The sequence below is a fragment of the Gimesia maris genome, assembly GCF_008298035.1.
GTDB classification, from domain to species: Bacteria; Planctomycetota; Planctomycetia; order Planctomycetales; family Planctomycetaceae; genus Gimesia; species Gimesia maris.
In genome coordinates, this window is record NZ_CP042910.1 from 1,240,819 (window position 1) to 1,264,550 (window position 23,732).

15 protein-coding genes are annotated in these 23,732 nt (G+C 50.7%); 6 read left to right on the forward strand and 9 right to left on the reverse strand.

Going from position 1 to position 23,732, the window contains the following annotated elements; translation table 11 throughout:
* Window positions 1-17: 17 nt before the first annotated feature.
* A complete protein-coding gene (locus GmarT_RS04760) occupies window positions 18-1,847 on the reverse strand; it encodes a UbiD family decarboxylase (protein ID WP_002646453.1) in 1,830 nt (609 codons plus the stop codon).
* A 92-nt stretch (window positions 1,848-1,939) separates the two neighbouring features.
* Between GmarT_RS04760 and GmarT_RS04765 the strand changes: the two genes are divergently transcribed.
* Entirely contained in the window at window positions 1,940-3,238 is a 1,299-nt protein-coding gene (locus GmarT_RS04765; RefSeq protein WP_002646452.1) for a metallophosphoesterase, read from the forward strand.
* Between the two features lie 7 nt (window positions 3,239-3,245).
* Here GmarT_RS04765 and GmarT_RS04770 read toward each other — a convergent pair whose 3' ends face one another.
* Complete coding sequence (locus tag GmarT_RS04770) at window positions 3,246-4,277, reverse strand: exonuclease/endonuclease/phosphatase family protein (protein WP_002646451.1); 1,032 nt, start codon at window positions 4,275-4,277, stop codon at window positions 3,246-3,248.
* A 258-nt stretch (window positions 4,278-4,535) separates the two neighbouring features.
* Here GmarT_RS04770 and GmarT_RS04775 point away from each other — a divergent pair, with 258 nt between their 5' ends.
* Together GmarT_RS04775 and GmarT_RS04780 are read left to right on the forward strand one after the other, a co-directional pair.
* Entirely contained in the window at window positions 4,536-5,669 is a 1,134-nt protein-coding gene (locus GmarT_RS04775; RefSeq protein WP_187782340.1) for a glycosyltransferase family 4 protein, read from the forward strand.
* Entirely contained in the window at window positions 5,666-6,043 is a 378-nt protein-coding gene (locus GmarT_RS04780; RefSeq protein ID WP_081459486.1) for a DNA polymerase ligase N-terminal domain-containing protein, read from the forward strand. Before GmarT_RS04775 ends, GmarT_RS04780 begins: the two co-directional genes overlap by 4 nt.
* Before the next feature lie 25 nt (window positions 6,044-6,068).
* Here the strand turns inward: GmarT_RS04780 and GmarT_RS04785 are convergent, their stop codons facing one another.
* Window positions 6,069-6,734: a hypothetical protein gene (locus tag GmarT_RS04785; protein ID WP_002646448.1), complete on the reverse strand. Its 666-nt coding sequence runs from the start codon at window positions 6,732-6,734 to the stop codon at window positions 6,069-6,071.
* Between the two features lie 238 nt (window positions 6,735-6,972).
* Between GmarT_RS04785 and gltX the strand changes: the two genes are divergently transcribed.
* Together gltX and GmarT_RS04795 are read left to right on the forward strand one after the other, a co-directional pair.
* A complete protein-coding gene (gene gltX / locus GmarT_RS04790; protein ID WP_002646447.1) occupies window positions 6,973-8,544 on the forward strand; it encodes a glutamate--tRNA ligase in 1,572 nt (523 codons plus the stop codon).
* A gap of 61 nt (window positions 8,545-8,605) precedes the next feature.
* The gene (locus GmarT_RS04795; protein WP_002646446.1) at window positions 8,606-10,297 is read left to right on the forward strand and encodes a glutamine--tRNA ligase/YqeY domain fusion protein; all 1,692 of its coding nucleotides are present in this window, start codon (window positions 8,606-8,608) and stop codon (window positions 10,295-10,297) included.
* A 103-nt stretch (window positions 10,298-10,400) separates the two neighbouring features.
* Here GmarT_RS04795 and GmarT_RS04800 read toward each other — a convergent pair whose 3' ends face one another.
* On the reverse strand, window positions 10,401-11,552 hold the full coding sequence (locus GmarT_RS04800) for a hypothetical protein (RefSeq protein WP_044237832.1): 1,152 nt from the start codon (window positions 11,550-11,552) through the stop codon (window positions 10,401-10,403).
* A 604-nt stretch (window positions 11,553-12,156) separates the two neighbouring features.
* On the opposite strand from GmarT_RS04800, the gene GmarT_RS04805 reads away from it, so the two are divergent.
* Window positions 12,157-15,129 carry an MMPL family transporter gene (locus GmarT_RS04805; protein WP_002646444.1) on the forward strand — a complete coding sequence of 991 codons (2,973 nt, stop codon included), beginning with the start codon at window positions 12,157-12,159 and terminating at the stop codon, window positions 15,127-15,129.
* A 6-nt stretch (window positions 15,130-15,135) separates the two neighbouring features.
* Here GmarT_RS04805 and mnmA read toward each other — a convergent pair whose 3' ends face one another.
* From mnmA to GmarT_RS04830, 5 genes are all read right to left on the reverse strand, one after another.
* Window positions 15,136-16,245, reverse strand: coding sequence for a tRNA 2-thiouridine(34) synthase MnmA (mnmA, locus tag GmarT_RS04810; RefSeq protein ID WP_002646443.1), 1,110 nt, complete (start codon window positions 16,243-16,245; stop codon window positions 15,136-15,138).
* Between the two features lie 142 nt (window positions 16,246-16,387).
* On the reverse strand, window positions 16,388-17,395 hold the full coding sequence (locus GmarT_RS04815) for a cation diffusion facilitator family transporter (protein WP_002646442.1): 1,008 nt from the start codon (window positions 17,393-17,395) through the stop codon (window positions 16,388-16,390).
* Between the two features lie 119 nt (window positions 17,396-17,514).
* Complete coding sequence (locus tag GmarT_RS04820; protein WP_002646441.1) at window positions 17,515-18,399, reverse strand: ATP-grasp domain-containing protein; 885 nt, start codon at window positions 18,397-18,399, stop codon at window positions 17,515-17,517.
* Between the two features lie 292 nt (window positions 18,400-18,691).
* Window positions 18,692-20,827 (reverse strand): c-type cytochrome domain-containing protein, encoded by a 2,136-nt coding sequence (locus GmarT_RS04825; RefSeq protein ID WP_187782341.1) that lies wholly within the window; start codon window positions 20,825-20,827, stop codon window positions 18,692-18,694.
* A 67-nt stretch (window positions 20,828-20,894) separates the two neighbouring features.
* Window positions 20,895-23,654 carry a DUF1549 domain-containing protein gene (locus tag GmarT_RS04830; RefSeq protein ID WP_002646439.1) on the reverse strand — a complete coding sequence of 920 codons (2,760 nt, stop codon included), beginning with the start codon at window positions 23,652-23,654 and terminating at the stop codon, window positions 20,895-20,897.
* Window positions 23,655-23,732: the final 78 nt, after the last annotated feature.

A 23,732-nucleotide genomic window follows, 5' to 3' on the forward strand; every position in this document is an offset into this window, starting at 1 on the left:
CGTTCGGAACTTCCTGGTTAAATGATTCCATGCAGTGGGCCGCCGGGGGCGCCCAGTTGATCTACGCGGTGGGTGATCTCGGGGTCTTCAATCAGAGGTGGGGCGTGCCAGGGTTTAATCCGGGCATCGATCACCAGAGCACCTCTGCAGCCCCAGTGCTTGTTCTCCGTAAAGGCATCAATTCCGTCAATGTCGCTGGCGGGATTGGAGCGTGTGAAAACCGTCCATAAAAAATTGTTGAGGCTGGCCGCGGTAAATTCACTGTCATCGACGAGCACGATCAGCGGGAACTGGTTCAAAGAATGACTGGATGGCAGTTCCGCCGAGAACCGACGCAGGTCCTGATTGTGTTCCTGGTATGCAGGTGCTTTGACGGCTACGATTCCCGGTCGACAGAGACAGGGATGTGAGAAACCAGCGGGCAGGGAACAGTCTGCTGGAATCTCTGTCGGCAGTTTTCGTTTCACCGGTCCGGCCGCCGCCATGACGACTTTGGATCCCGAATTGAATCCGGTTCCTGAGTAATCCAGCGTATCGATGGTCGTGCAGGTCTGAAAATGCAGATCACGTTTCCAGTCAATCCGTTCGAGCAGATGAGACAGGAATTCCTCAATCTCTTCTGCATCCAGATCGGGGCGATCTTCCCGGGCGACAATCAACAGATATTTTGCGAGGCTCAATTGTCCCTGTCCGAGAATCGCATTGGCGTTCGTCAGAATTTCCTGAGGCTTTCGCTCCTGATCGTAAGGGGTATAGCGTTCGCTGCCAATCGCCAGGAGCAGGGGATGTACGCCAGCCGCGTCGACGGCATTGACTTGTCGCACGCCGGGAATAACCGAAGGGATTGCAGGACCTGTAATTTCATGGATGATGGCACCGAAGGCGGTGTCTTCCTGTGGAGGTCTGCCGACAACCGTGAAAGGCCAGATGGCATCATTGCGATGATAGACGGATTCTACATTCATCACCGGAAACGGATGTGCCAGACTGTAGTAGCCCAGGTGATCGCCGAACGGGCCTTCCGGTAAGAGTTTTTCGGAATCGATCCAGCCGGTAATGCAGAAGTCGGCATCTGCATAAATGGGCAGCCCGTTTTTGTTCTTCACCATTCTGATGGCGCGTTTGCTCAGGGCGCCGGCGAAGGTCAGTTCGGAAAGTCCTTCGGGTAAAGGCATCACCGCTGAAAGCGTCATGGCAGGACTTCCGCCAACGAAAATATTGACTTTGAGCGGCTCTCCTTTTTCGATCGCTTCTGCATGATGCACGCCGATACTGCGATGAATCTGGTAATGCATACCGATCTGCTGATCCGGCTGGTATTCATTCCCTCCCAGTTGAACGCGGTACATTCCCAGATTGGAATTCATGAGGCCGCCCCGTCGGGGGGATTCTGTATAAACCTGCGGCAGCGTGATAAAGGGGCCGCCGTCATCAGGCCAGCTTTTGAGTTGAGGCAGATCGCTGATGCGAATCTGATTCTCCATCACGGGCCCGGTTCTGCGCGAGCGGGGCAGCATGTGGAGCAGGGAAAAAGGAACACTTTTGTATCGGAAAGGATGTTTCCAGAACCGGGAAGGATCTACTTTCAGTTCAACCAGATGGTTAACAGCCTGTAAAGCATCTCGAAAAATATAACGCGTGCGTTCCAGGGTACCAAACAGATTACTGACCATGGGAAAGCGGCAGTCTTTGACATTGGCGAAGAAGATTGCCGGGCCGCCTGCCTGATAGATGCGACGCTGGATTTCTGCCGCTTCGAGATTCGCATCGATTTCCTGTTCGATTCGAATTAACTGGCCTGTTTGTTCCAGGTCATTGACGCATGCACGCAGTCCACGGTATCCCATCGGGGCAGAGTTCCATTAATCTAAAATTCATAGTTGGTCAGCTGAAAAATGCCAGCTGAAGCGTAATGTCTGCTGGGGGATTATAGCACGTTATGATGAATCTGGTACCACTCTGGTGTCTGGTTTCTATTTTCATTCCCGCTTTCATTATCTATGATGCGCCGGGTTGTGCCTGTTCGTGTTTTATCTGTTCGGAAGCTCTTTTAGAAAACAAATACATGGAAGTTTGGATCAATGGCCTGATTTTGATCATGTTATCAATTGGCCATGCAGAGCTCTGGATCACATTCCTTAACCGTACGCATGCTCTGCCGGTTCATGAACCAACTCTCAAAAAAACACGGCATATTACTTACGTCATGCTGCTGGGTTTTCCAATCGTTTTGTTTGTTGCGGTGGGTCTGTACTCTCCCGGAGTGTTGCGCGGCGGAGAATGGAGCCAGCTCGCCTTCTGGTGGAAGCCTGTTTTAATTCTCTGCAGTCTTGGATTTCTAGGGTTTCTGGTTTCTGTTTTCAGGCATCTGGTCTATCGAGTTCCCCGTCGTCAGTCAGAGAGCCATTCAGAGATGATTGACATCCGTGAACGGCTGGGGCACGAGTTGATTGGGGATGGACCCTATCACTATCTCGCTGGCCTCCCTTTCAATGAAATCTTCAATGTGGAATTTTCTCACAAAACATTCGTCTTGGATCGACTGCCGACAGCGTGGGAAGGTCTGAAAATCCTGCATTTGAGCGACCTGCATTTCTCAGGAACATTGACACGAGATTATTTTTGCGAACTGTGTCGAATCGGCCGGGAATCCAAACCGGATCTGATTATTTTTTCTGGCGACCTGGTCGATCAGATGCATTGCCTGGACTGGCTGGACGAAACGCTGGGGCAACTGGAAGCGCCCCTGGGGCGATATTTTATCCTGGGGAATCATGACTGGAATCAGCTGAGTGAGCAGATACGAACGTCGCTGAGTGGTCTGGGCTGGATTGACGTTTCTTCGCAAACAGTTCAACTGGAACATGCGGGCCATTCGCTGCTGATTGCGGGAACGGAAGTCCCCTGGATGGGGCAGCATCCAGAGTTACCTGCTCAGGTGGGAGAAGAATCGGCGGATTTTCAGCTGCTGGTCAGCCACACACCCGATAATTATTACTGGGCCTGTTCGCAGGGATACGACCTGGTGCTTGCCGGACATACGCATGGAGGCCAGGTTAGACTGCCTTTCATCGGGCCGGTGTTTGCCCCCAGCGTGCACGGGACCCGTTATACCAGCGGTACATTCTACCGGAAATCAACGTTGATGCATGTCAGCCGAGGGGTCTCTGGAATTCATCCCTTGAGATTCTTATGCAGACCGGAATTCAGTCTGTTGACACTGTTTACGGGCAGATAACCTGAGTTCAACGCTGTACAGGCTGTGCGGCAGATGCCTGTCTGACGGCCCCGTTTTCGGAGATATGAAATTCCGCCCAGATCGGGAGATGATCAGAAACGGTCAGTGCTTCTTTCTCTGACAGTTTGAACCGGGTTCGAAAATCATAAACACCAGACTTGCCCGTAAATTCCTGAGATCGACGGCGACTGAAGAGAATGTTATCGTACTGTTTCGACTTTCTGGTATTGGTGGGTGTTTTCGAAACGGTCCACATAATGTCCGAAACCTGCCCCAGTTCTCCCAGGTGCTGATCATCGACATTCAGGTCACCCAGCAGAATGACGTCATCTTCCTGGCTGCCATCATTGGCGACGACCCGGTAAACGTCGTCCAGAACATTCAATTCCTGATCGGTCTCATCCGGATCTGTGTGGATATTAATCAGGGAAAACGTAAAGGGATTGCTGCTGGAAGGACTGAGGGTCCGGAAATGCGCAACGTACGGCGGGCGATGTAATTTGTCGTATTTATCGATGACGGTGTAGGTCCATTTTTCATTGACGGTAATTCGCGCTGTATTATAGAAGTAGGCGTACTGTTCCTTGCTGGCCGTGCGACCCTGGCGGGGGCCGACCAGACAGCCGTACTGCTGTTCTCCTGCATTGAGGATCTTCAGGAACTCATCCAGAAATGACTGATCCAGTGCACGAATTTCCTGGACGGCGACGACGTCAAACTGCTGAATGATGCGGGCCAGGATCTGAGGAACTTCCGGTTTCTGCATCTTGCTATGTCCAAACACCTGAATGTTAAAGGTGGCGATGCGGATCGTTTCATCGGAGCGGGGCAGATCAATCTCTGTTGCATCCCAGTCAGAGGGAGTCGACGGAGAGACCGTCGAAGAGATAATATCGGAGACCCAGCGCGTAACCTGTTTCGGTTTGACAATATCGAAATGGAACATGCCTCCACCCATCAGGCCGATGAGCAGCAGCGCCAGTCCGCGTAGTTTCCATGATTTGACGAGAGACGTTTTCTTTTTAGACTTTTCGGCCATAGTACCATCCGTGGTAATGCGTATGACGGGAGTATCGAGAGATTTCGGGGAGGGGAGTCGGGAAGGGGGTGAGAGTTGAGAGGGGCGCAATCTAGCAGATTTCCGAATCAGCGCGTAGAGCAATTTTCAGCCGGACGAATTGCTGCTGCTTGCTGTGAGTTCTCCGATGCGGTAGTCTGAATACTGTTTTAGATACTAAGCTGACAGTAAGTTGTATGTCTCAGGATAACAATAGTTTACATAATGGAGAAGCAGGCCTTGTCTTATCGTTTGACCATCGTAGTTCCTTCTCTGAGCCTGGGAGGGGCCGAGGGAGTTGCAGCGATGATGGCCAATCATTGGGCAAAGCAGGAGCAGGCAGTGACTCTGATCACCCTCGATTCTGCAGAAACCGATACCTTTGCGCTGGAGGAAGGCGTGCAGCGAATTGCGCTGGATCTCATGCAGGATTCGGGAAATCTGTTCCAGGCTATCTCCAATAACAGGTTGCGAATTAATTACCTGCAGGCGGCGATTGCCCGATCCCAACCAGATGTTGTGATCAGCTTGACAGATCGAATGAATGTGTTAACGCTGCTGGCGACCGGCAAGATGCGCTGTCCGGTTTTCATCTCAGAACGCTCCGACCCACGACATCATCCGATCGGCAGACTCTGGTCCTTCCTGCGAAAGCGAACCTATCCGCGCGCGCGTACCCTGGTTGTTCAAACTCAGGGAGTGGCTGATTTCTGCAGACAGTGGTTGAAATCGACTCACATCGAAGTGATTCCGAATGCGGTGCCTGTACCTCGATCGCCGGAAGTCCCCGCTGTTTCGGCTGAAACACTTGCTGTACGAACTCCTTCCAATGTGATTCTTGGTCTGGGGCGTCTTTCTCATGAGAAAGGCTTTGATCGTCTTCTGGATGCTTTTGCTTCCTTAGCGGCAGAATTTCCGGATTGGCGGTTACGCATTCTGGGGGAAGGACCCTTGCGCGAATTGCTGCAGGAGCAAATCAACAAACGGGGACTGCAGGAACAGGTCGAGTTGCCGGGCTGGACGGCCGAACCTGAACTGCAACTGGACCAGGGAGCCATCTTCGTATTACCTTCCCGATATGAAGGCTTTCCTAATGCACTCCTGCAGGCAATGTCACGCGGCCTGGCTTGTATCAGTTATGACTGTGAGAGCGGACCCGCTGAGATGATACGATCTGAGACCAATGGTCTGCTGGTTCCTGCGGACAGTGTTTCAGAACTTGCGCAGGCATTGAAACGCCTGATGGGGGATGAAGCACTTCGACATCGGCTGGCTGTCGCGGCACTGCAGGTAACAGAACGTTTTTCTGTAGAGAAATACTTTCTGCATTGGGAGCAACTGATTGATCAGGCTATTTCCGAAAGTAAAACATGATGCAACAATACGTAATACTCCACCACGACCATCCCGAAGTACACTGGGATTTGATGTTGGAAGAGGAAGGGGTTCTCAAAACCTGGAGACTGCCGGCACCGCCTGAGATCGACCCTGCTTCCGATGAAACGTCGATGAATCTGACCGCCGAGTCATTGCCCGATCATCGACTGGTTTACCTGGAGTATGAAGGACCCGTCAGTGGAGAGCGGGGCACAGTGGCTCGTTGGGATAAGGGATCTTTCACGCTCCTGGAAAAAAAAGCAGGCCTGTATGTTGCATTGCTGACAGGTGAACAACTTGCCGGACGCGTCACGTTGCAGCAGACCGATCAGGAATCCATCTGGGATCTGAACTACACCCCTTTTTTCTGATCACGTACCGATGTCACACAGAGTCTTACTGCGTGTCTGACTCCGATTTACCTGCGATCCGAAAGAGACCGGTTTCCACGGCCAAGGCAGTCAGTTCGGGCAGTTCCGGTTTACGGCGATCCAGGTAAACAATGATAGCGTCATTCCCATTTGACTGACCCCATTCGATAAACCAGCCTTCTTTGCGGGCCTCCTGGATCAGCTCGGTAATGGCTTCATCGATGGGGATGGGGAGCAAACCGGCGCGGGCCTGTTCCAGTTCCAGAACGAGGCGATTTTCTTTCATCAACCAGGGTTTGAATTTGAGGCTGATAATGCCCGACCATTGGGAGAGGCTCAGGTGAAATCCCAGTTCAACCTGATTCTTTTCGAACCGGATGCGCGGGTCGGTCACGCCATCGGGGACCCATTTGTTATATTTCTGATGCAGTTCTTCAGCCAGCCAGGCATTCACCTGCTGTTCGCTGAATTCCTGTGACCAGAGTGGCTCATGATTACGAACTTTGTTCACAACCTGCATGGAGCGCTGGACAAACTCTTTGGCTTCTTCCTGCCTCACTTCCGGTTCCATCTGTTCCTGCAGCGCTTCCTGATAAAAGTCAGGGACCTGGGCGGAGGACCAATAGAGCCCCGCCGCAATCCCTGTCAGGAACAGCAGCACTAAAAAAAAGAACAGCAGGTAACGTTTCATGCAGGAATGCTAGGTGGCGTAGCGGGAAGCGTCAAGACCGGTACTATTACCCGGAGAAAGCTCAGAAAACGTGAAAATGCAGTAAGTTGTATCTCTAAATATACTTGTCGGATGGGTGGTGGTCTTTTATGATCAGTCGTCTGAATCGAATCCATCGTGAGACAACTGGCTGCCCGGAGTGTTTTCCACGACTTTCTTTCACCCTGATCGCTTTCCTGCGAATGATAAGAGTCTATTTATGAGTACTGTTCGAACGCGTTTTGCTCCCAGTCCTACCGGCTATATGCACATTGGAGGCATGCGGACCGCGCTCTTCAACTGGCTCTGGGCAAGGCACAATGGGGGGCAGTTTATACTCCGCATTGACGATACTGACCAGGAACGTAACTTATCTGAAGCGCTGGGGCCCATTCTGCAGGCCTTCAAATGGCTGGGACTCGACTGGGATGAAGGTCCCGAAGTGGGTGGCGAGTATGGACCCTACTTTCAGTCTGAACGAAATGAACTGTATCGGGCCGCAGTTGACCAGTTGCTGGCAGCCGGGAAGGCGTATCGCGATTATGATACCCCCGAGCAGATTCAGGCCGACCGCGAAGCCGCCAGTCGGGAGAAGAAAAACTACCTGAATATTCGTCGTTCGCTGGAACTGACCGAGAGTGAACAGGAACAGTATGCAGCAGAAGGACGACCGTCGGTAGTGCGTCTGCTGGTTCCCCGTGATCAGAAAATTCAGATTGATGATGCCGTGCGTGGCCACGTGGAATTCGATGCCGGTCTGATGCCTGATCCGGTGATTCTCCGCGGTAACGGAACGCCGCTGTACAATCTGGCGACGGTCATTGATGATGCCCAGATGCAGATTTCGCACGTGATTCGAGCGGAAGAGCATCTTTCCAATACCCCGGTCCAGGTACTGATTTATCAGGCGCTGGGATATGAACTGCCTCAATTTGCCCACATCCCATTTGTCGCGGCACCCGGCGGGAAAGAAAAACTGAGCAAGCGTAAGCTCGATAAATACCGCAAGAGTCCGCAGTTCAAGAAAATGTTCGATAAGGCGGATGCCGTCTTCCCGCGGATTGGCCTGGAGAACGCCGGTGGACTGGATCCGGTCATGGTCGAATATTACGAAAAGATCGGCTACCTGCCCGAAGCGATTCTGAACTCTCTGGCGCGACTGGGCTGGTCGTTGGATGATAAGACAGAATTTATGTCATTGGACACTATTGTCGAGAACTTTACCCTCGATCGGATTGTCAAAGCTGCTGCAGGCCTGGATCCCGATAAGTTACTCAACTTTCAGTCACACTGGATGAACCAACTGTCGCTGGAAGAGAAAATCGAACATTGCAGCCCCTATCTGGAGAAAGCGGGTCTGGTGGAAGATGCCAGCCAGCCTGAAGTGAAAGAGCGAATCAGTCGCGTAATTGTCGGCATGGAAGATCGATTGAAAGTGTCCAGTGATATTCTGGAGTTCGACGAGTTTTTTGTGGCCGACGATCAACTGGAATACGATGAAAAAGCCTTTAAAAAGCGGATTCAGAAATCGGAAGAAGCAGTCATTTTGCTGGAGAAATTTAAGGAGCAGTTGGCTCAGACCGACGATTTTTCAGCAGCGGCCCTTGACCAGCTACTGCATGATTTTGTGGAAGCCGAAGGGATTGGCATGGGGCAGATCATTCATGCTCTGAGAGTTGCTGTCAGCGGGAAAGGGACCGGAATCGGGATGTTTGACTGCCTGTCGATTCTGGGAAAAGAGAGTTGTCTCAGGCGGATTGACCGGGCGATAGGTCTTACGCAGAACGTTTGAGGCGAACTGAAAACAAAACAGGCATAGCCTGTCACTGAAGAATTCCATTAAGGAGTAAGGGATGTCAACTCCCGAAGAAACGAAGTCAACCGATTTCATTCGAACGATCATTCAGGAAGATAACCGCACAGGCAAACACGATGGTCGTGTGATGACCCGTTTTCCCCCTGAGCCTAACGGCTATCTGCATATTGGTCATGCCAAGTCGATCTGTCTGAACTTTGGGATCGCCAATGAGAATCCGGGGGGGCTCTGCAATCTGCGATTCGACGATACGAACCCCGAGAAAGAAGACGTCGAATACGTCGACTCTATCAAAGAGGACGTGCGCTGGCTCGGCTTCGACTGGGAAGATCGGGAATATTTTGCCTCCGATTATTTTGATCAGTTATATGAGCACGCCGTGACGTTGATCAAAAAAGGGAAAGCATACGCCTGTGATCTGCCTGCAGACAAAATGCGCGAGTACCGGGGGACCGCGACCGAACCTGGTAAACCGAGTCCGGGACGATCGCGTTCTGTCGAAGAAAACCTGGATCTGTTCGAACGCATGAAGCATGGCGAGTTTAAAGAAGGAGAATACGTGCTGAGGGCGAAGATTGATCTGGCCTCTCCGAATTTCCACATGCGAGATCCTGTTATCTATCGTGTCCGCCATGTGCATCATCACCGGACCGGGGATAAATGGTGTATTTATCCCATGTATGATTACACGCATTGTATTTCCGATTCGATTGAAAAGGTGACTCACTCGATCTGTACGCTGGAGTTTGAAGATCATCGACCGCTTTACGACTGGATTCTGGAAGAACTGGAAATCTTTCATCCGCAGCAGATCGAATTTGCGCGGCTCAACATGACTTACACCGTGATGAGCAAACGCAAACTGCTGGAACTCGTGAAAGGCGATTATGTTTCCGGCTGGGATGATCCCCGTATGCCCACGATTTGCGGCATGCGCAGACGGGGCGTCACTCCCGAGTCACTGCGGGCATTCTGTAAAACCATCGGTGTCACCAAGTTTAACTCGATGACCGATAAAGTGGTGCTGGAGAACTGCATTCGCGATCATCTGAATCAGAGTGCCCCTCGTGTTATGGGCGTTTTGAATCCCCTGCGGGTGGTGATCGACAATTATCCCGAGGACTCATCTGAAGAACTGGACGCGGTGAATAATCCCAATGATGAATCAGCGGGAACCCGGAAAGTGCCATTCTCCAAGGTGATTTACATCGAAAAAGACGATTTCATGGAAGATCCTCCGAAGAAGTTCTTCCGGTTGTCTCCCGGTAAGGAGGTGCGACTGCGGTATGCTTACTTCGTGACATGCGTCGATGTGGTGAAAGACGAAAATGGTGAAGTCGTCGAACTGCATTGCACCTATGATCCGGAAACCAAAGGGGGGGATGCTCCCGATGGTCGCAAAGTCAAAGCGACCTTGCACTGGGTTTCAGAAGCGCACGCACTGGATGCAGAAGTCAGACTGTACGACCACCTGTTCAGCATACCTGATCCGGATGATGTACCCGAGGATGTCGATTACAAAACCAATCTGAATCCGCATTCTCTGCAGGTATTGAGTGGTTGCAAGCTGGAACCCAGTCTGAAAGAGGCAGAGCCGGGAAGTCGATTCCAGTTTGAACGGCTGGGCTACTTCTGTGTCGATACCCGTGATTCCACTCCCGGAAAGCCGGTCTTTAACCGCACGGTGACATTGCGTGACACCTGGGCCCGGCTGGAAAAGAAGAAGTAAAGCAGTCGAAAGCACAATCAGGACAGCGCAAAAAAACACTCGTCGAACTGAGGTTCGACGAGTGAGCCCATGCACTTCAAAGTGCTCATGTTTTAACTTTGAGTTATGGTGTTCGCTGTGCTACGGTAATATCGCTGTTTGCAGTTACCGGAGTTGTCTGTTCAGGGCGAGGAACACGGCGGGTCCAGCCACTGGCACGAACGATTGATGGCAGTGGTCGCTCTGATGTATCAGGTTCATAACCGGCACGACGCGTGGGGGGGAAGGTCGGTGCGGTTGATTCCTGAGGAACTTCGTAAGAAGAGCGTCGGAAAGACGAATCATCATCCAGGCTCGATCGTCGAGGATCGGTTGCAGGATCACGTTGGTATGGTTCCCCGTTTGCATCAAAGGAGTCATCATACTTTTTCTTGTTCAGAGCCGAACGTTGACGGACGGGCTGTGGTGCTTCTGCTGAAATGTAAGGTTCAGGTGACGGCAGCAATGCCGTTGTTGTTCCATTGAACCCACCATTGGATGGATACACATAAGCAGTTCGTGTTGTGGGAATCGACCGCATGACAGTGACCGGTTTCATAGCGGTCACTGTAGTTTTGACATAGCGTGTTGAATTAACGGCGACCTTACGGGTAGTGGTGTAGGGAACCATTTTCGCAACGTTGTAAGTGACCTTGCGGGTCTGCTGTACGGCGACCTGCCGAGTGACAGGTACATTCTGCACAACAACGTTCGGCACATAATGTCGAGTCGTTTTGTATTGTGGAGTGAACGCCATTCTCATGGAGTACCCGGTACGATTCATCCAGCCCATTAAATTGGGACGGCTATCGTAGTTACAGGGTGTGGTTCGAGGAATACACTGACGTTGAGTGACCCAGCGTCCCATGTCCTTCTGTACCTGGCGGCACTCAGTGACATTCTGATATGTGGTGCAGGGAACATCGACGGTTCTCGGTTCCATCACCTGACGATAGGCAGTGACCTGCTGATCGACGTATTTGGTTTCAACGACTGGTTTCATCACAGTCTGCTGGACAGGTCGGTATTCGGTGACAGGAACCTGACGATAGGTTGTCTGGGTCACTGGAATCGGACACTGCACCACAGGTTGTGGACAACAGTTTTGCACGACCGGTGGCGGTGCACAGGAATTACAGTTGTTAAAGGGCAGCCACTGAGCCTGAGCAGTACCTGCAGCCAATGAAAAACATGTAATCCCCACTACGGGAATCGAACGAATGACGCTTTTTAACATGAGCATGTCCTACAAAGAGAGTCTTTGAGAGGGGGTATTTGATGGAGTCAATGTGAAGTGTGCAATATCTGACCGCTAAGGCTTGCGGTCGAATCATTGCGATGGGGCAGGTTTTTTATGAAATATTGAAATTGGGGTCAAGTGGGATTCGGTAAAATGCCGATACCCGGATACCTGATTGGTACTGAAGCAGAGCTAATCTACTGTATGCAAAGCACTTATGGAATCCTGGCCTTTTTATGAGATTAAAGGAGCCTCCAAAAATTTAAGGCTGGATCAGCGGGATTGTCTGAGAATGTTGATCTGAACGATACCAGATTGCCGATGAAATCCCTGTTATCGGGCGAATTACGTACGTCACTCTGGGAGATTCCTCTCTGATGACCTATAAACAGTTATATGATCAGCGCTGAATTAAAGTTTTGATTTTGATGGACTTACACCTTTAATACAGACAGGATTCATGTTGCCGGCAATACGGAGATTGCTGTAAAATCACAAGTTCGTAATACGCGAAATGCTCTCATAGACTCGATCCCTTCACTTCTGCCCGGTTGTTTAGATCGAACGAGAGATCGACTTAAGTAACACACGGAAGTGTTCTGTGGATAATCTCTCCCCCGACAATCAGGAACGGTCTTTCCTCAGCGAGACTCTGGCTGCGATGACACAGTTTGTGATCACGCATTCCAAGTTCAGTCTGGCCTTTGCGCTGATTGTCTCGATTGGCTGTGTGCTGCTGACGGTCTTCCGACTCGAATTCAAAACCGATCGCGCCGACTTAATCGACCCGACCGCTGCCTTTCATAAGAAATGGATCAACTACACCGAGAGTTTCGGCAGTTCGTCTGATCTTGTGTGTGTGGTCGAAGCGGATTCGCCTGAATCGATTAAATATGTACTGCGAACACTGGGTCAGCGCATTGAAAAGCATCCGGAGTTGTTCGAAAACCCGCTGTACCAGATTAACCCGGGGGATTTACCCTCGAAAGGGCTGCAATACTTAACGCCGCGACAGTTGCAGGCAGGCCTGAATCGGCTAGATGAATATGGGCCGATCTACCGCAATGGACGCTGGGATCTGACTCAGGTCGACCTGCTTTATGATCGCCTGCGTTATCAGATTCAGTCACGTTCTGCCAGCTATCGTGGTGCTGAAACAGATCAATCCCTGGTACCTCTGTTTCAACATGCCGCCATTCTTTCCAGCAGTATGTCCCGTTTTCTGGCTGATCAGAACGATTTCCGATCACCCTGGCCGCCGATTGTCCCCGTGAACGAACGCATGCGCGAGCGCTCTCGTGAAGTGATCTACCTGCTCAATGAAAAAGGTACGATGGGCTTCCTGAAGGTGTTTCCCGTTCATCAGGAAGATGGTTTTGATGGTGCCACCAAAGCCATTGAAAAGATGCGTGGCATTATTGGGGAAGTGGTTGCTGAGAACCCGGAAGCCAAAATCAGCCTGACGGGCATCCCGGTTCTTGAAAATGATGAGATGCGTAAGTCGAAAGCGGATATGATTAACGCATCAATCATTTCCTGCTTTGGAGTGGGGCTGTTACTGTTCATCGGATTTCGCGGTTTTCGTCATCCTGTATTGACGTTACTGATGCTGGCGGCTGGAATGGCCTGGGCCTTCGGTTATACGACTCTCACAATCGGTCATCTGAATATTCTTTCTGTTTCGTTTGCCGTCATATTGATCGGACTGGGGATCGATTTTGGCATTCATTACCTGGCAAAATATATTGAGCTGCGGCATCGGGGAGAAGACCTTGAACCAGCGTTACTGATGACATCCCGGACGGTGGGTACTGGCATTGTGACTGCAGCAATAACGACCGCGCTGGCGTTTTACTGTGCCGGTTTGACACCATTTCTGGGGATCGCCGAGCTGGGCTTTATTGGCGGCGGTGGAATCCTGCTGTGTGCAGTGGCAACGTTCATTGTTCTGCCGGCACTTCTCTCGCGGGCGGATAAGAATGTGGAAGTCAAGCAGATGCCGACCCCCTTTCAGGGTAAATGGCTGCAGAAAATGATTATCCGCTTCCCGCGGTCCGTCGCGATAGTCTCTCTGGCGATCGTCGCTTTCTGTGCCAGCCAGATGATCCACAAGACAGATGACGGCTGGAGTTCCAAAGTCGTCTACGATTACAATCTGCTGAACCTGCAGGCTTCCGGACTGGAATCGGTAGAAATTCAGAAACGCATCTTTAACGATGCCCAGAACTCACTGTTATTCGCGGTCTCCGTAGCAGACAGCCCTGAAGAGGCGCGACAGCTGCGTAAAAAATTCGAAGCACTGCCGACGGTACATCACGTTGAAGAACTGGCCTCGCGTGTTCCCGCTCATTCATCACAGGAAACCAATCTGCTGGTTCAATCATATCGAGCGCAACTGACACATTTACCTCGTGAAGTTCCCCTGGTCTCCCGGCTGAATCCTTCGACGATTGGGCGTAAGCTGGAACAGTTTTATGTTCTATTGTCTCGCTATAACCACCCTACTGCACAGCAGACAGCCCGGATGCTGGACCAGTTTCTCAACCGGTTTGAATCGATGACATTGACGCAGCAGTCCCGATTCCTGGATGAATTCCAGTATCGAACGACGGCTTCACTCCTGGGACAGTTCGCGGCTTTGCGGGGAGCTTCAGATTCGACTCCCGTGCGATTTTCTGATCTTCCCCGTTCTTTGACCTCGCGCTTTGTCAGTGCAGAAGGCAAATGGTTGATTCAGGTCTATCCCCGCAATCACATCTGGGAAATCGAACCACTGGAAGAATTTGTGAAGGAGGTCCGTTCGGTCGATCCCGATGTGACAGGCACTCCTTTGCAGAATTATGAGGCAGCCCAGCAGATTAAACTGAGCTACAAAACTGCATCGATTTATGCTTTGGCGGTCATTTGCATTGTTTTATTGATCGATTATCTGAGCCGCAGCCATGCTGCGATGGCATTAGTCCCTGCAGCGATTCTCACAGTCTGTACCTGGTTTATTCTATTCAACCGGGGAACACCGATCAGCGTCGAAGCAGCGATCGGGATGTTTCTGGTCATGAGTTTTGGCGTGTCCTTTGTGTTAGATCGGGGTAGTGTCTGCCATGCCTTACTCACCATGCTGCCGCCGGTCGTCGGGGGAATCGTCATGTTTGGAATTCTGGCAATGACTTCGATCGATCTGAATCCCGCGAATCTGATTGTACTGCCTCTGATTTTGGGGATTGGTGTTGATGACGGTGTGCATGTGATGCATGACTTCCGTTTGAAAAATGGTCCGTATAAGACTTCACCCAGTACTATCAATGCGATTGTAATGACATCCCTGACCTCCATGATCGGCTTCGGCAGCATGATGATTGCCACGCATCGTGGGCTCTACAGTGTGGGTCTGGTTCTGGTAATTGGTGTTGCCTGTTGCCTGTTTATCTCACTGGTGACTTTACCGGCACTCTTGACCTGGATCTCCAATCGTCAGGAATCGGCTGATTCCGTCAGCATGGACGACAATGATGAAACCCAGCGGAATCGGAAGAAGAAGCGACAAAATCAGGAGCGGATGGAAGCCGCTGCCTGATGCTGCTTACATAATCCAGCCGCCACCCAGTACGCGGTCTTCATCATAGAGTACCACTGCCTGACCGGGGGCCACCCCGTATTCCGGATCGTCAAAGGTGACACGGAAGCGATCTTCGTCGAGTATTTCGACCAGGCAATCGGCTTCTTTATGCTGATACCGAATCTGGGCCTGACAGCGAATTTCTGAGCCGGGGTCATCAATCAGCCAGTTAGAGCGGTTGGCTTCCAGGGAATTACGTGCCAGTTCGTCCCTGGTTCCTATGACCACGCGATTCGTTTCCGGCTCGATTTTGATCACGAAGCGGGGCGTGCCGAAGGCAACTCCCAGACGCTTACGCTGACCGATCGTATAATTCTCATAGCCGGTATGTTGTCCCACGACATTACCACTGGTATCAACCATTTCACCCGCTGTTTCCTGAGGGCCCCGATAGCGGTTCAGAAATCCAAAATAGTCATTATCCGGTATGAAACAGATTTCCTGGCTGTCTGGTTTATTGGCCGTCCGCAGACCGGCTTCACCGGCCATCTCCCGAATCTCCGGCTTGACGAATCCACCTACGGGGAAGATGATTTTGTCGAGCAGTCCGCGATTGATACCGAACAGCACGTAGGACTGATCTTTCGAACGGTCGAGACCCCGGATCAGAGCAGGCTGGGTTTCATCCGGCAAGGATGTCAGTTGAGCATAGTGGCCGGTTGAAATATATGAGGCTCCCACTTGTTCTGCAAATTCCCAGAGCTTGCCGAACTTGAGCCAGTTGTTGCACATCACACAGGGGTTGGGCGTTCGGCCCGCCAGATATTCATCGGCAAAGTAATCTTTGATCCGTCCGAAAGCGTCCTTGAAATTCAAGGCATGAAAGGGGATATCCAGCATATCAGCCACGCGGCGGGCATCTGCCGCATCACTGGCCGAGCAGCAGCCCTGCTTGTGTGCTTTGAGATTAAGGACAGGTAAACTGTTCTTGTCTTCAATCGCGCAGGCCGTTTCTTCAGTCGCGCCGGACCGCATGAACAGTCCGATGACTTCATAACCCTGTTCCAGTAATAAATGAGCGGCTGCGGAACTGTCCACACCACCACTCATTGCCAGGACAACACGCTGAGACATATCAGTATAACTCGATGTAACATACGAAAAACGTCGGGAACCCAGCCCCTATTATAGGCGGCTCCCGGAATGATCACAGTTAAGCAGCCTGCTGAAACCAGCGAATTCAAATGAATTCGTGTTTTTGGGTTCGTTCAAGCACTTAATTCGCTTCCAGGTCCAGATGTTGTGCCTCGGGAACCTGACGCTGGATTTCCGCCTCGATTTTATCAATTTCGTCAGCCAGCATCGTTAAAACATCTTCTGTATAGTTCTGACAAAACAATTCGAAATCCTGTTCGCTTTTGATTTCCGGATAAGCAGCCAGCGCTTTTTTCTTGAGTCGTTTAGACAGTTCTTGGGAGTTGAAACTGAGATCCGCTTTGATGCGGTAATTATCAATAGAAAGGATGCGTGAACGGAGATCGAGGACATCTTCAACCAGAGGATTGTTTTTCAGGATGCGTTCAACCTGTTCTCGGGTGCGGGGAGGAATACTGGGCCCGACCAGCAATTCCTGATTGCGAATGATCAGCCAGATAGCGATTCCCCCCAGTAATATGCCAATGCCGATTGAACCGATGGCATCCCAGTAATGCTGCCCCGTCATCTGAGTCAACAGAATTGAAATCAGAGCGATGATTACTCCTACGCAAGCGGCACCGTCTTCCAGAATGACGGCTACAGCAGCCGGGTCTGCTTCTTTGCGCAGATATTGATGGAACGGCCGACCTTCGCGGGCGGCATTTTTCCACTCCCCTTTAAGTGCCAGATAAAATACGATGCCATCAATCACCAGGGCGAACAGTAGAGCTGCGATGGCCCAGTTCATTTCCCCTAACACCAGGTCTGGTGGATGGAACAGGGACTGCACTCCGTGATAAATGGTCACACCACAGCCCAGAAAGAAGATACCGACGGCTGAAATGAGTGCCCAGACATACCGCTCGCCTGCATAGCCGTATTCAAATCGTTTGTCAGGTGCCTGATCAGCGCGGACCAGACCAATCAGTAACAGCACCTGATTCAGAAAGTCGGCAACCGAGTGAATGGTTTCGGACAGCATGGCACCGGAGCCGGTAATCAGAAAGGTTGCTCCTTTGGCAACTGTGATTAAGGCATTTCCAATTAAAGCCGCAATCACTGCGAACCGGGAATTGCTTTGGGCCATTTTATCTTGTTCCCTATCAGTTGAATGATGTCTTTCAGGTAATAGTCATGTTTAAAATAACACAACAGAAAAGAGAGTACCATTCAAATATGTCTTCTTACAGGGAGCATGCGATCATCTCATTGATTCACACATTCTGAGAGTGATCTATAAAAAAGCATGGGATCGAGATCTACAGGCAGTCCTGAGACGCCACCATCTCCGGTTTCCACAATTTTGTATGTACCGTCCGTCAGCGCAGCAACATCAATCGTAATAAATGGAGATTTAAACTGACCAGCGATGTCCTCCCATCTCTTAATTCCGTCCGGTGGTAAAGCGCTGTTAGGAAGAGGAAGGACGACGGGTTTTCCATTCCAGAAAAAGAGTCGTGTTTCTTCAACAAGAGGCATGCCACGCATATCATTTCCATGTGATATGAGAGGCATGAACTCTCGCAACACGATACCGCGATTGAATAAATTCCCTCGTTCTTCCCGGAAGACCTTGTAGATTCTTTTAAACCTCTTTTCATCGGTACCAGCGGGAATAAAGCATCCATCATTCCAGCGATTTTTTGCAGACTTTACCCAGTCTTTGATAATGACGTCGGAATCAGCGAAATTGGAATAGAGTTGCCACGCCGATTCAATATCATCACCTGAAATCCAGGTGGTGCGGGAGGTCTGTTCTTTGATGAGTGGATACGCCAGTGGAAGATAGCGCGCTTCTTCATAGGCTTCTGGTGTTGTTACCAGTTGGTATCCCTTTGATCGTACGGATTCGTACAGTTTTGCATAGATCTCTCCCGGGAGCATCCAGCCCCTTAAGATGAGTTTCTGTGAACGCGTTGTCACAGGTAGACCCTGCACCGTAATTCCAGTATCACCCTGTGTAAGTGCGTCATGATCATAGAAAACCGTTTTCCATCCCGCTTTCAGTGCCGCTCTATGTTCCTCCGAGAATGCAGAGTCGATTTCATTACGAGAGAACGCTTCATGAGGAAAGAGAATGAGATTGGACATGCTGCATGGATCCTTATTCGGTTTTGCAGTCGTTTTTGAGAACTTAGACTGTATCCCGTTTTACTGTAGCGTCTCCAGGGCTATTCGGATCGAGTATTATAGATCGGGAGACACTATAGTTTAATGTGATGCGCTCTAGACGTTCAGGAAGACGTATCTTTAATAAAGTTGAGGTCGAATGACTTCACTGCGTAATGTGACACAAAACAAAGCAAGACTGTTCGATTTCTGCACACAAAAAAAGGCCCTTGAAGCTGGTGCTCCAAGGGCCTTTGTAAAAGCAGGTCGCGATTTATTTGGCAGTACTGGCCTGGGCATTGTTGAATTGTTTAGAGAATTCAATTTCTGCCTGCCAGCGTTTGACTTCATTCTGTGCAGCGGCCAGTGCAGCTGCAGCAGCTTTGGCAGCATTTTGTGAAGCAGTTGCTTTATCAGTTGCTGGTTTCAGCGTTTTCTGAAATTCTACGACTTTGGCTTTGGCGGCATTCAATGCATCCGTTGTCTGCTTGATCTGAGGCGTGTATTGAGCAATCTTCTGCTGATTGTCTTTGACAGCGGCTTGATGGGCTGCCAGGGTTTTCTGTGCTGCGGCTTTCGCAGCTTCACGTTTATCAACGGCGGCTTTCAGTTTTGCAGCGGCCTCTGCCAGTTCTGTATCTCCTGCGACCTGCTTGCTGACGGCATCTGCTTTAGCGTGGGCCTCTTTAATCGCGGGTAGTGGAGTGTCAATCGCTTTAATCTGGTTTATAGAATTTGCGGCCCCAGTCTGAGCAGCAGCAAGTGCTTTTTGGGCGGCTGCCAGATTTGCATTCAGTCCATTCAAACCGTTTTGCAGATCGGTCTGCTGTTTTTGTGTGGCTGCGATAGCAGCGTTGATTTTTGCAACTGCTGCCTGATCTGCCTGGGCAGCAGCCAGCAGTTTCTGATGGTTGGCCTGGCTGGTCTGCACGCCGGCAGTCGCAGCGGTCAATCGCTCTGCCAGCGGTACTGGGTTCGCTGAGAGTTCACCCACTTCTTTTCCGTCTGCAGCATTCCAGACTTTGATCTTACCGGTCCAGTCACTGGCAATGACACGATTGGTTTCATCACAGATCGTGACACTGACGGCTATATCTCCAAAAGCGGGAGCTGCAATCAGCTGTTTTCCTGCCTGATCCCAGACCTTCGTGACACGATCCCGGCCACAGGATACCAGACGGCCATCGCGGGCAAATTCAACACTCGATGTTCCGCCGCCATGGGCATTCCAGGATTTAATATTTGAACCGTTTTGAACTTCCCAGAGCTTCACCGACTGGTCTTCACTACTGGTTGCAACCAGATTGGAATCGCTGCGCCAGGTAATACCCGTGATGCCCCCTTTGTGACCTTTGAGAGTGAGGTATTCATTCCCGGAAGCGGCTTCCCAGACAAAGGCGCCGCCATTACGATCGCCGGAACAGAGCAGAACGGAGTCGGGACTGAAAGACAGAGCAGTCATCCAGTCGGTATGCTTACGGATTTCATAAGCGAGCTCACCATTGCTGGTTGAATAGACTCGAATTACTTTACTGGGGCTACCCAACGCTATAAAACGCTGATCGGAACTGATATCAGCACACAGGACCGAATCCAGTTCATCACCCACTTCGAACAGTCGTTTGCCGGTTTTTACATCCCAGACAACAACGCGACCACTGGCAGCAGCATGACCGCCACCAGCCAGCAGAAGACTGCCGTTACGGCTGAATTTCAGTACATGCGGAACACCTTCAGGGAAAGGCAAGACCCCCAGTAGTTCCAGAGTTTTTGTATTGTAGAGAAGAATTTGTTTCTGACCTGCAACGGCAGCCAATGGAGACCACGGATTGGTAGCAAGTGCGGTTACGGTGGTCGAGAGACTGGTATGTACAATAGGTTCCAGACTCAAACGAGGCGGCATCGGAGGCGGTCCCGCTGGTTTTCCGGAAGAAGCCCCCTTCAAAGCGAAATCGAATTTCGGCTTTTTGATGGTGACTTTACTGCCGGCATTTTCAGGTGCACCGGCACTGATCCATTCCTGGATGAGTGCAAGTTCATTCGCAGGCAATTTGTCTGCTTTCGGTGGCATGAAAGGTTCTGATTCATGAGTGACCAGCATATACAGATAGCTGCCTTCTGCATCACCGGGTGAAACAGATTCCCCGGCAGCGCCTCCCTGCATCAGACCTGTGTAGTTGGTCAAATCCAGGCCCGAGGCCTTTTTGTCTGTATTGTGGCAGGCAAAACATTTCGCGCGAAAGATCGGTTTGATGTGCTCATCAAAGGTGATCTTCGGTTTCTTCTTATCATCCTCTTTTTTCTCTTCCGCCAGAACGGGAGTTGAAAACAGAGCGATCGAAACCATGCCCACAGCAATGAGAGTGCTTCTGGTAAGATTTTGCCAATCAGTGGGAATTAAATTATTCATTATCGTAACCATATCGTGTCTGGAGACCGCCGCAGCAGACCCCGGTGTTAGTTCAATCGATAGAAATTTAGTGATTGAAGATGAATTCACGAGAGTTCAACAGAGACCAGAATACGTCGTTCAGAGTATTCGTTTCATCTTTTTTGTTTTCATCCAGCACCTGAACGAGTGAGGAATATTCTTTATCCGTCGGTTTGCGGCTCAGGCAGGTGATATACATCTCATCAATGACCTCCAGCGGTTTCTTACCGGCTTTCAGTCGTGATTCCACAAATTTACCCTGTACGATCTTCTGATTAACGGTATCACCATTTAACAGATGCAGCGCCTGTGACAGACTGGGTTCCATTCGAACTTCGCAGGAGCAGACCGTGTCGCGTTTCGCACGTCCGAATGTAGTTAGGAAGTAGTTGGATGTGTTCCCGTCGGCGATCTGAACCGCACGCGCACCCAGTGGTAACCCTCGGAATTTATTCGGGGCACTGGTAACCTGTGAGATACAGTCCAGCAGAATTTCCGCCCGCAGCCGACGAGGTTGTGCATGCGAGAAGTTTGTCAGGTCACGTTCGTTGGAAGGATTGGTTTGCGTAGACAGCTGATAAGTCCGCGAAGTGCAGATATCACGTACCAGCTTTTTGAAGTCATAGTTGTAATCAGTAAATCGTTTTGCCAGTTCGTCCAGCAGTTCCGGGTTCACGGGGGGATTACTGACGCGGACGTCGTCCACTTCGTTGATAATTCCCTTACCGAAGAAGTGAGCCCAGACTATGTTACTGAGGTTGGTTGCAAAGTAGGGATTCTCATCAGAGGCCAGCCAGTTTGACAGCACGACCCGACGGTCTTTACCACGGGTATCTGGTTCGGCACCCCCCAGGAACTTAGGTTTCATGACCCGGTTATCAACAGCGTGTTTGACTTCTCCACTGCCGCGATTATAGATAATCGATTCACGAGGATCTTCGCTTCCTTTACGGCCGACCTGAGAAAAGAAGGCAGCAAAGCTGTAATAATCATCCATTGTCCAGCGGTCAAACGGATGGTTATGGCATTGGGCACATTGAATCCGCATTCCCATAAAGACCTGGGCCACGTTTTCAGAGACTTTGAGAGTATCCCGTTCGTTTTCATAATAGTTAGTCGCGGCATTAGCAAAGGTACCGCCGGTGGCCCCGAGCAGTTCCTGAACCATCTTGTCGATGGGGACGTTTGTCGCGATGCGTTCCTGCAGCCAGTTGTAGTAGAGCAAGGCCGACTTGTAACTGATACGGTTGTTGACTGTCCTGATCTGAAGTAACTCAGACCACTTCATCACCCACATTTCCACAAATTCTTTGCGATTGAGCAGCTGATCAACCAGCTTGTCTCGTTTTTTGGGATCTTTGTCGGCAACAAATGTGTTGAACTCTTCAATCGTAGGCATCACGCCGCAGATATCCAGGCTGGCACGACGCAGGAATTCGGCATCGGAACAGACCTCGGATGGTACCACACGTAACTTTTTGAGTTTGTTGTGAATCAGTGTGTCGACATAATTGTACTCTGGTACGCTGGGCCATTCGAAATCCAGGCCTTTGGGAAGTACCACAAAATGTGAACCAACGGTGTGGGTATCGAAGCGTGCCATGATGAAGGCTTCACCACGATTGTTGGCGGTGATGAGACCGTCTTTTGTAATCGTTGCCGAGTTATCGTTATTGGATGAGAAGAATGCCAGCGTTGTTACATCTCGAGTAGTGCCATCCGAGTAATGCGCCAGGACTGATACCTGTTGAGTGGTATCTTTCCCATCCATTACGCCACCTTCAGGATAGATTTCCACCTTTGTGACGGTGGGGATTTCGCCGGCGTCATAGGGGGCACCTGCCTGTAGCCAGCGGAGAGTTGCATTGTAATGCTCTGAACCTTTTTCATACAGTTTTCCGCCCGTATGGGGAACAGCGCCAGTCGCTTTTTCGAGCAGCAGACTTTCGTGGGGCAGGCTCAGGTTGATGCGACGTCCACTCAATTCACGTGTCAGGCGATTGTAGTCACCTTTCGGATCAAACCCGAATAGTGAGAGACGGAAGCCGTCTTTACCACGAGCCGCCCCGTGACAACTACCGGTATTACAGCCAGCACGCATGAACGTAGGCATCACGTCCAGGTTAAAGCTGATCGGCCGATCTACTTTGCCTTTTACCACTTTGGTATGTAATTTTACATCGGCACCGCCGAAGCTGGCGATGACATCGGTTTCTCCATCATTTTCCGGATAAACCATGTTTTTGTCGAAGCGAACGATACCAGGCTGCGCTGCTTTGAACTGGATCTGACTGGTTACATCCTGTGTCAGACCGTTATCGAAGACCGCCTGTGCAATTACTGATTGACGATCCCGACTGGTGGTGAGTTGAATTTCCGTGGGATACACATTCAGCTTGACCATTTTGGGAGCTGGTTTAACAGGAGCAGGAGCTGCCGGCTTGGGGGCAGCGGGTTTGGCAGGAGCCGGTGTGGCTGGTTTTGTTTCCGCGGGCTTAGCCGGAGCGGGTTTGGTTTCTGCGGGTTTGGTTTCCGCTGGTTTAGCCGGGGCAGGCGTGGTTGCTGCAACCGGTTTTGCTTCGGCCGGTTTCGTTTTAGCCGGTTTCGCTTCTGCAGGCTTAGTTTCAGCAGGCTTAGTTTCAGCAGGCTTAGTTTCAGCAGGCTTAGTTTCAGCAGGCTTCGCAGGAGCCGGTTTAGCTGGCTCGGGTTTTGCCGGTGCTTTTTCATCTGCTGCAGAGAGAGAGAGTCCGCTGGCAAAAATGACCAGTGAGAGAACACTGCCTGTTAATAGTCGATGACGCCACATAATTGAAAACCTTTTTTCGTCAACAAAATCCAGTTGATGAAGGTAATATTAAACAGAGAAAGTATTTTTGAAACTGCG

What these genes read in the sequence shown, in the direction of transcription:
- GmarT_RS04760 (WP_002646453.1), bottom strand. Translation starts at nt 1,847, where the DNA reads ATGGGATACCGTGGACTGCGTGCATGCGTCAATGACCTGGAACAAACA.
- GmarT_RS04765 (WP_002646452.1), top strand. Translation starts at nt 1,940, where the DNA reads ATGATGAATCTGGTACCACTCTGGTGTCTGGTTTCTATTTTCATTCCC.
- GmarT_RS04770 (WP_002646451.1), bottom strand. Translation starts at nt 4,277, where the DNA reads ATGGCCGAAAAGTCTAAAAAGAAAACGTCTCTCGTCAAATCATGGAAA.
- GmarT_RS04780 (WP_081459486.1), top strand. Translation starts at nt 5,666, where the DNA reads ATGATGCAACAATACGTAATACTCCACCACGACCATCCCGAAGTACAC.
- GmarT_RS04785 (WP_002646448.1), bottom strand. Translation starts at nt 6,734, where the DNA reads ATGAAACGTTACCTGCTGTTCTTTTTTTTAGTGCTGCTGTTCCTGACA.
- gltX (WP_002646447.1), top strand. Translation starts at nt 6,973, where the DNA reads ATGAGTACTGTTCGAACGCGTTTTGCTCCCAGTCCTACCGGCTATATG.
- GmarT_RS04795 (WP_002646446.1), top strand. Translation starts at nt 8,606, where the DNA reads ATGTCAACTCCCGAAGAAACGAAGTCAACCGATTTCATTCGAACGATC.
- GmarT_RS04800 (WP_044237832.1), bottom strand. Translation starts at nt 11,552, where the DNA reads ATGTTAAAAAGCGTCATTCGTTCGATTCCCGTAGTGGGGATTACATGT.
- mnmA (WP_002646443.1), bottom strand. Translation starts at nt 16,245, where the DNA reads ATGTCTCAGCGTGTTGTCCTGGCAATGAGTGGTGGTGTGGACAGTTCC.
- GmarT_RS04815 (WP_002646442.1), bottom strand. Translation starts at nt 17,395, where the DNA reads ATGGCCCAAAGCAATTCCCGGTTCGCAGTGATTGCGGCTTTAATTGGA.
- GmarT_RS04820 (WP_002646441.1), bottom strand. Translation starts at nt 18,399, where the DNA reads ATGTCCAATCTCATTCTCTTTCCTCATGAAGCGTTCTCTCGTAATGAA.
- GmarT_RS04825 (WP_187782341.1), bottom strand. Translation starts at nt 20,827, where the DNA reads ATGAATAATTTAATTCCCACTGATTGGCAAAATCTTACCAGAAGCACT.
- GmarT_RS04830 (WP_002646439.1), bottom strand. Translation starts at nt 23,654, where the DNA reads ATGTGGCGTCATCGACTATTAACAGGCAGTGTTCTCTCACTGGTCATT.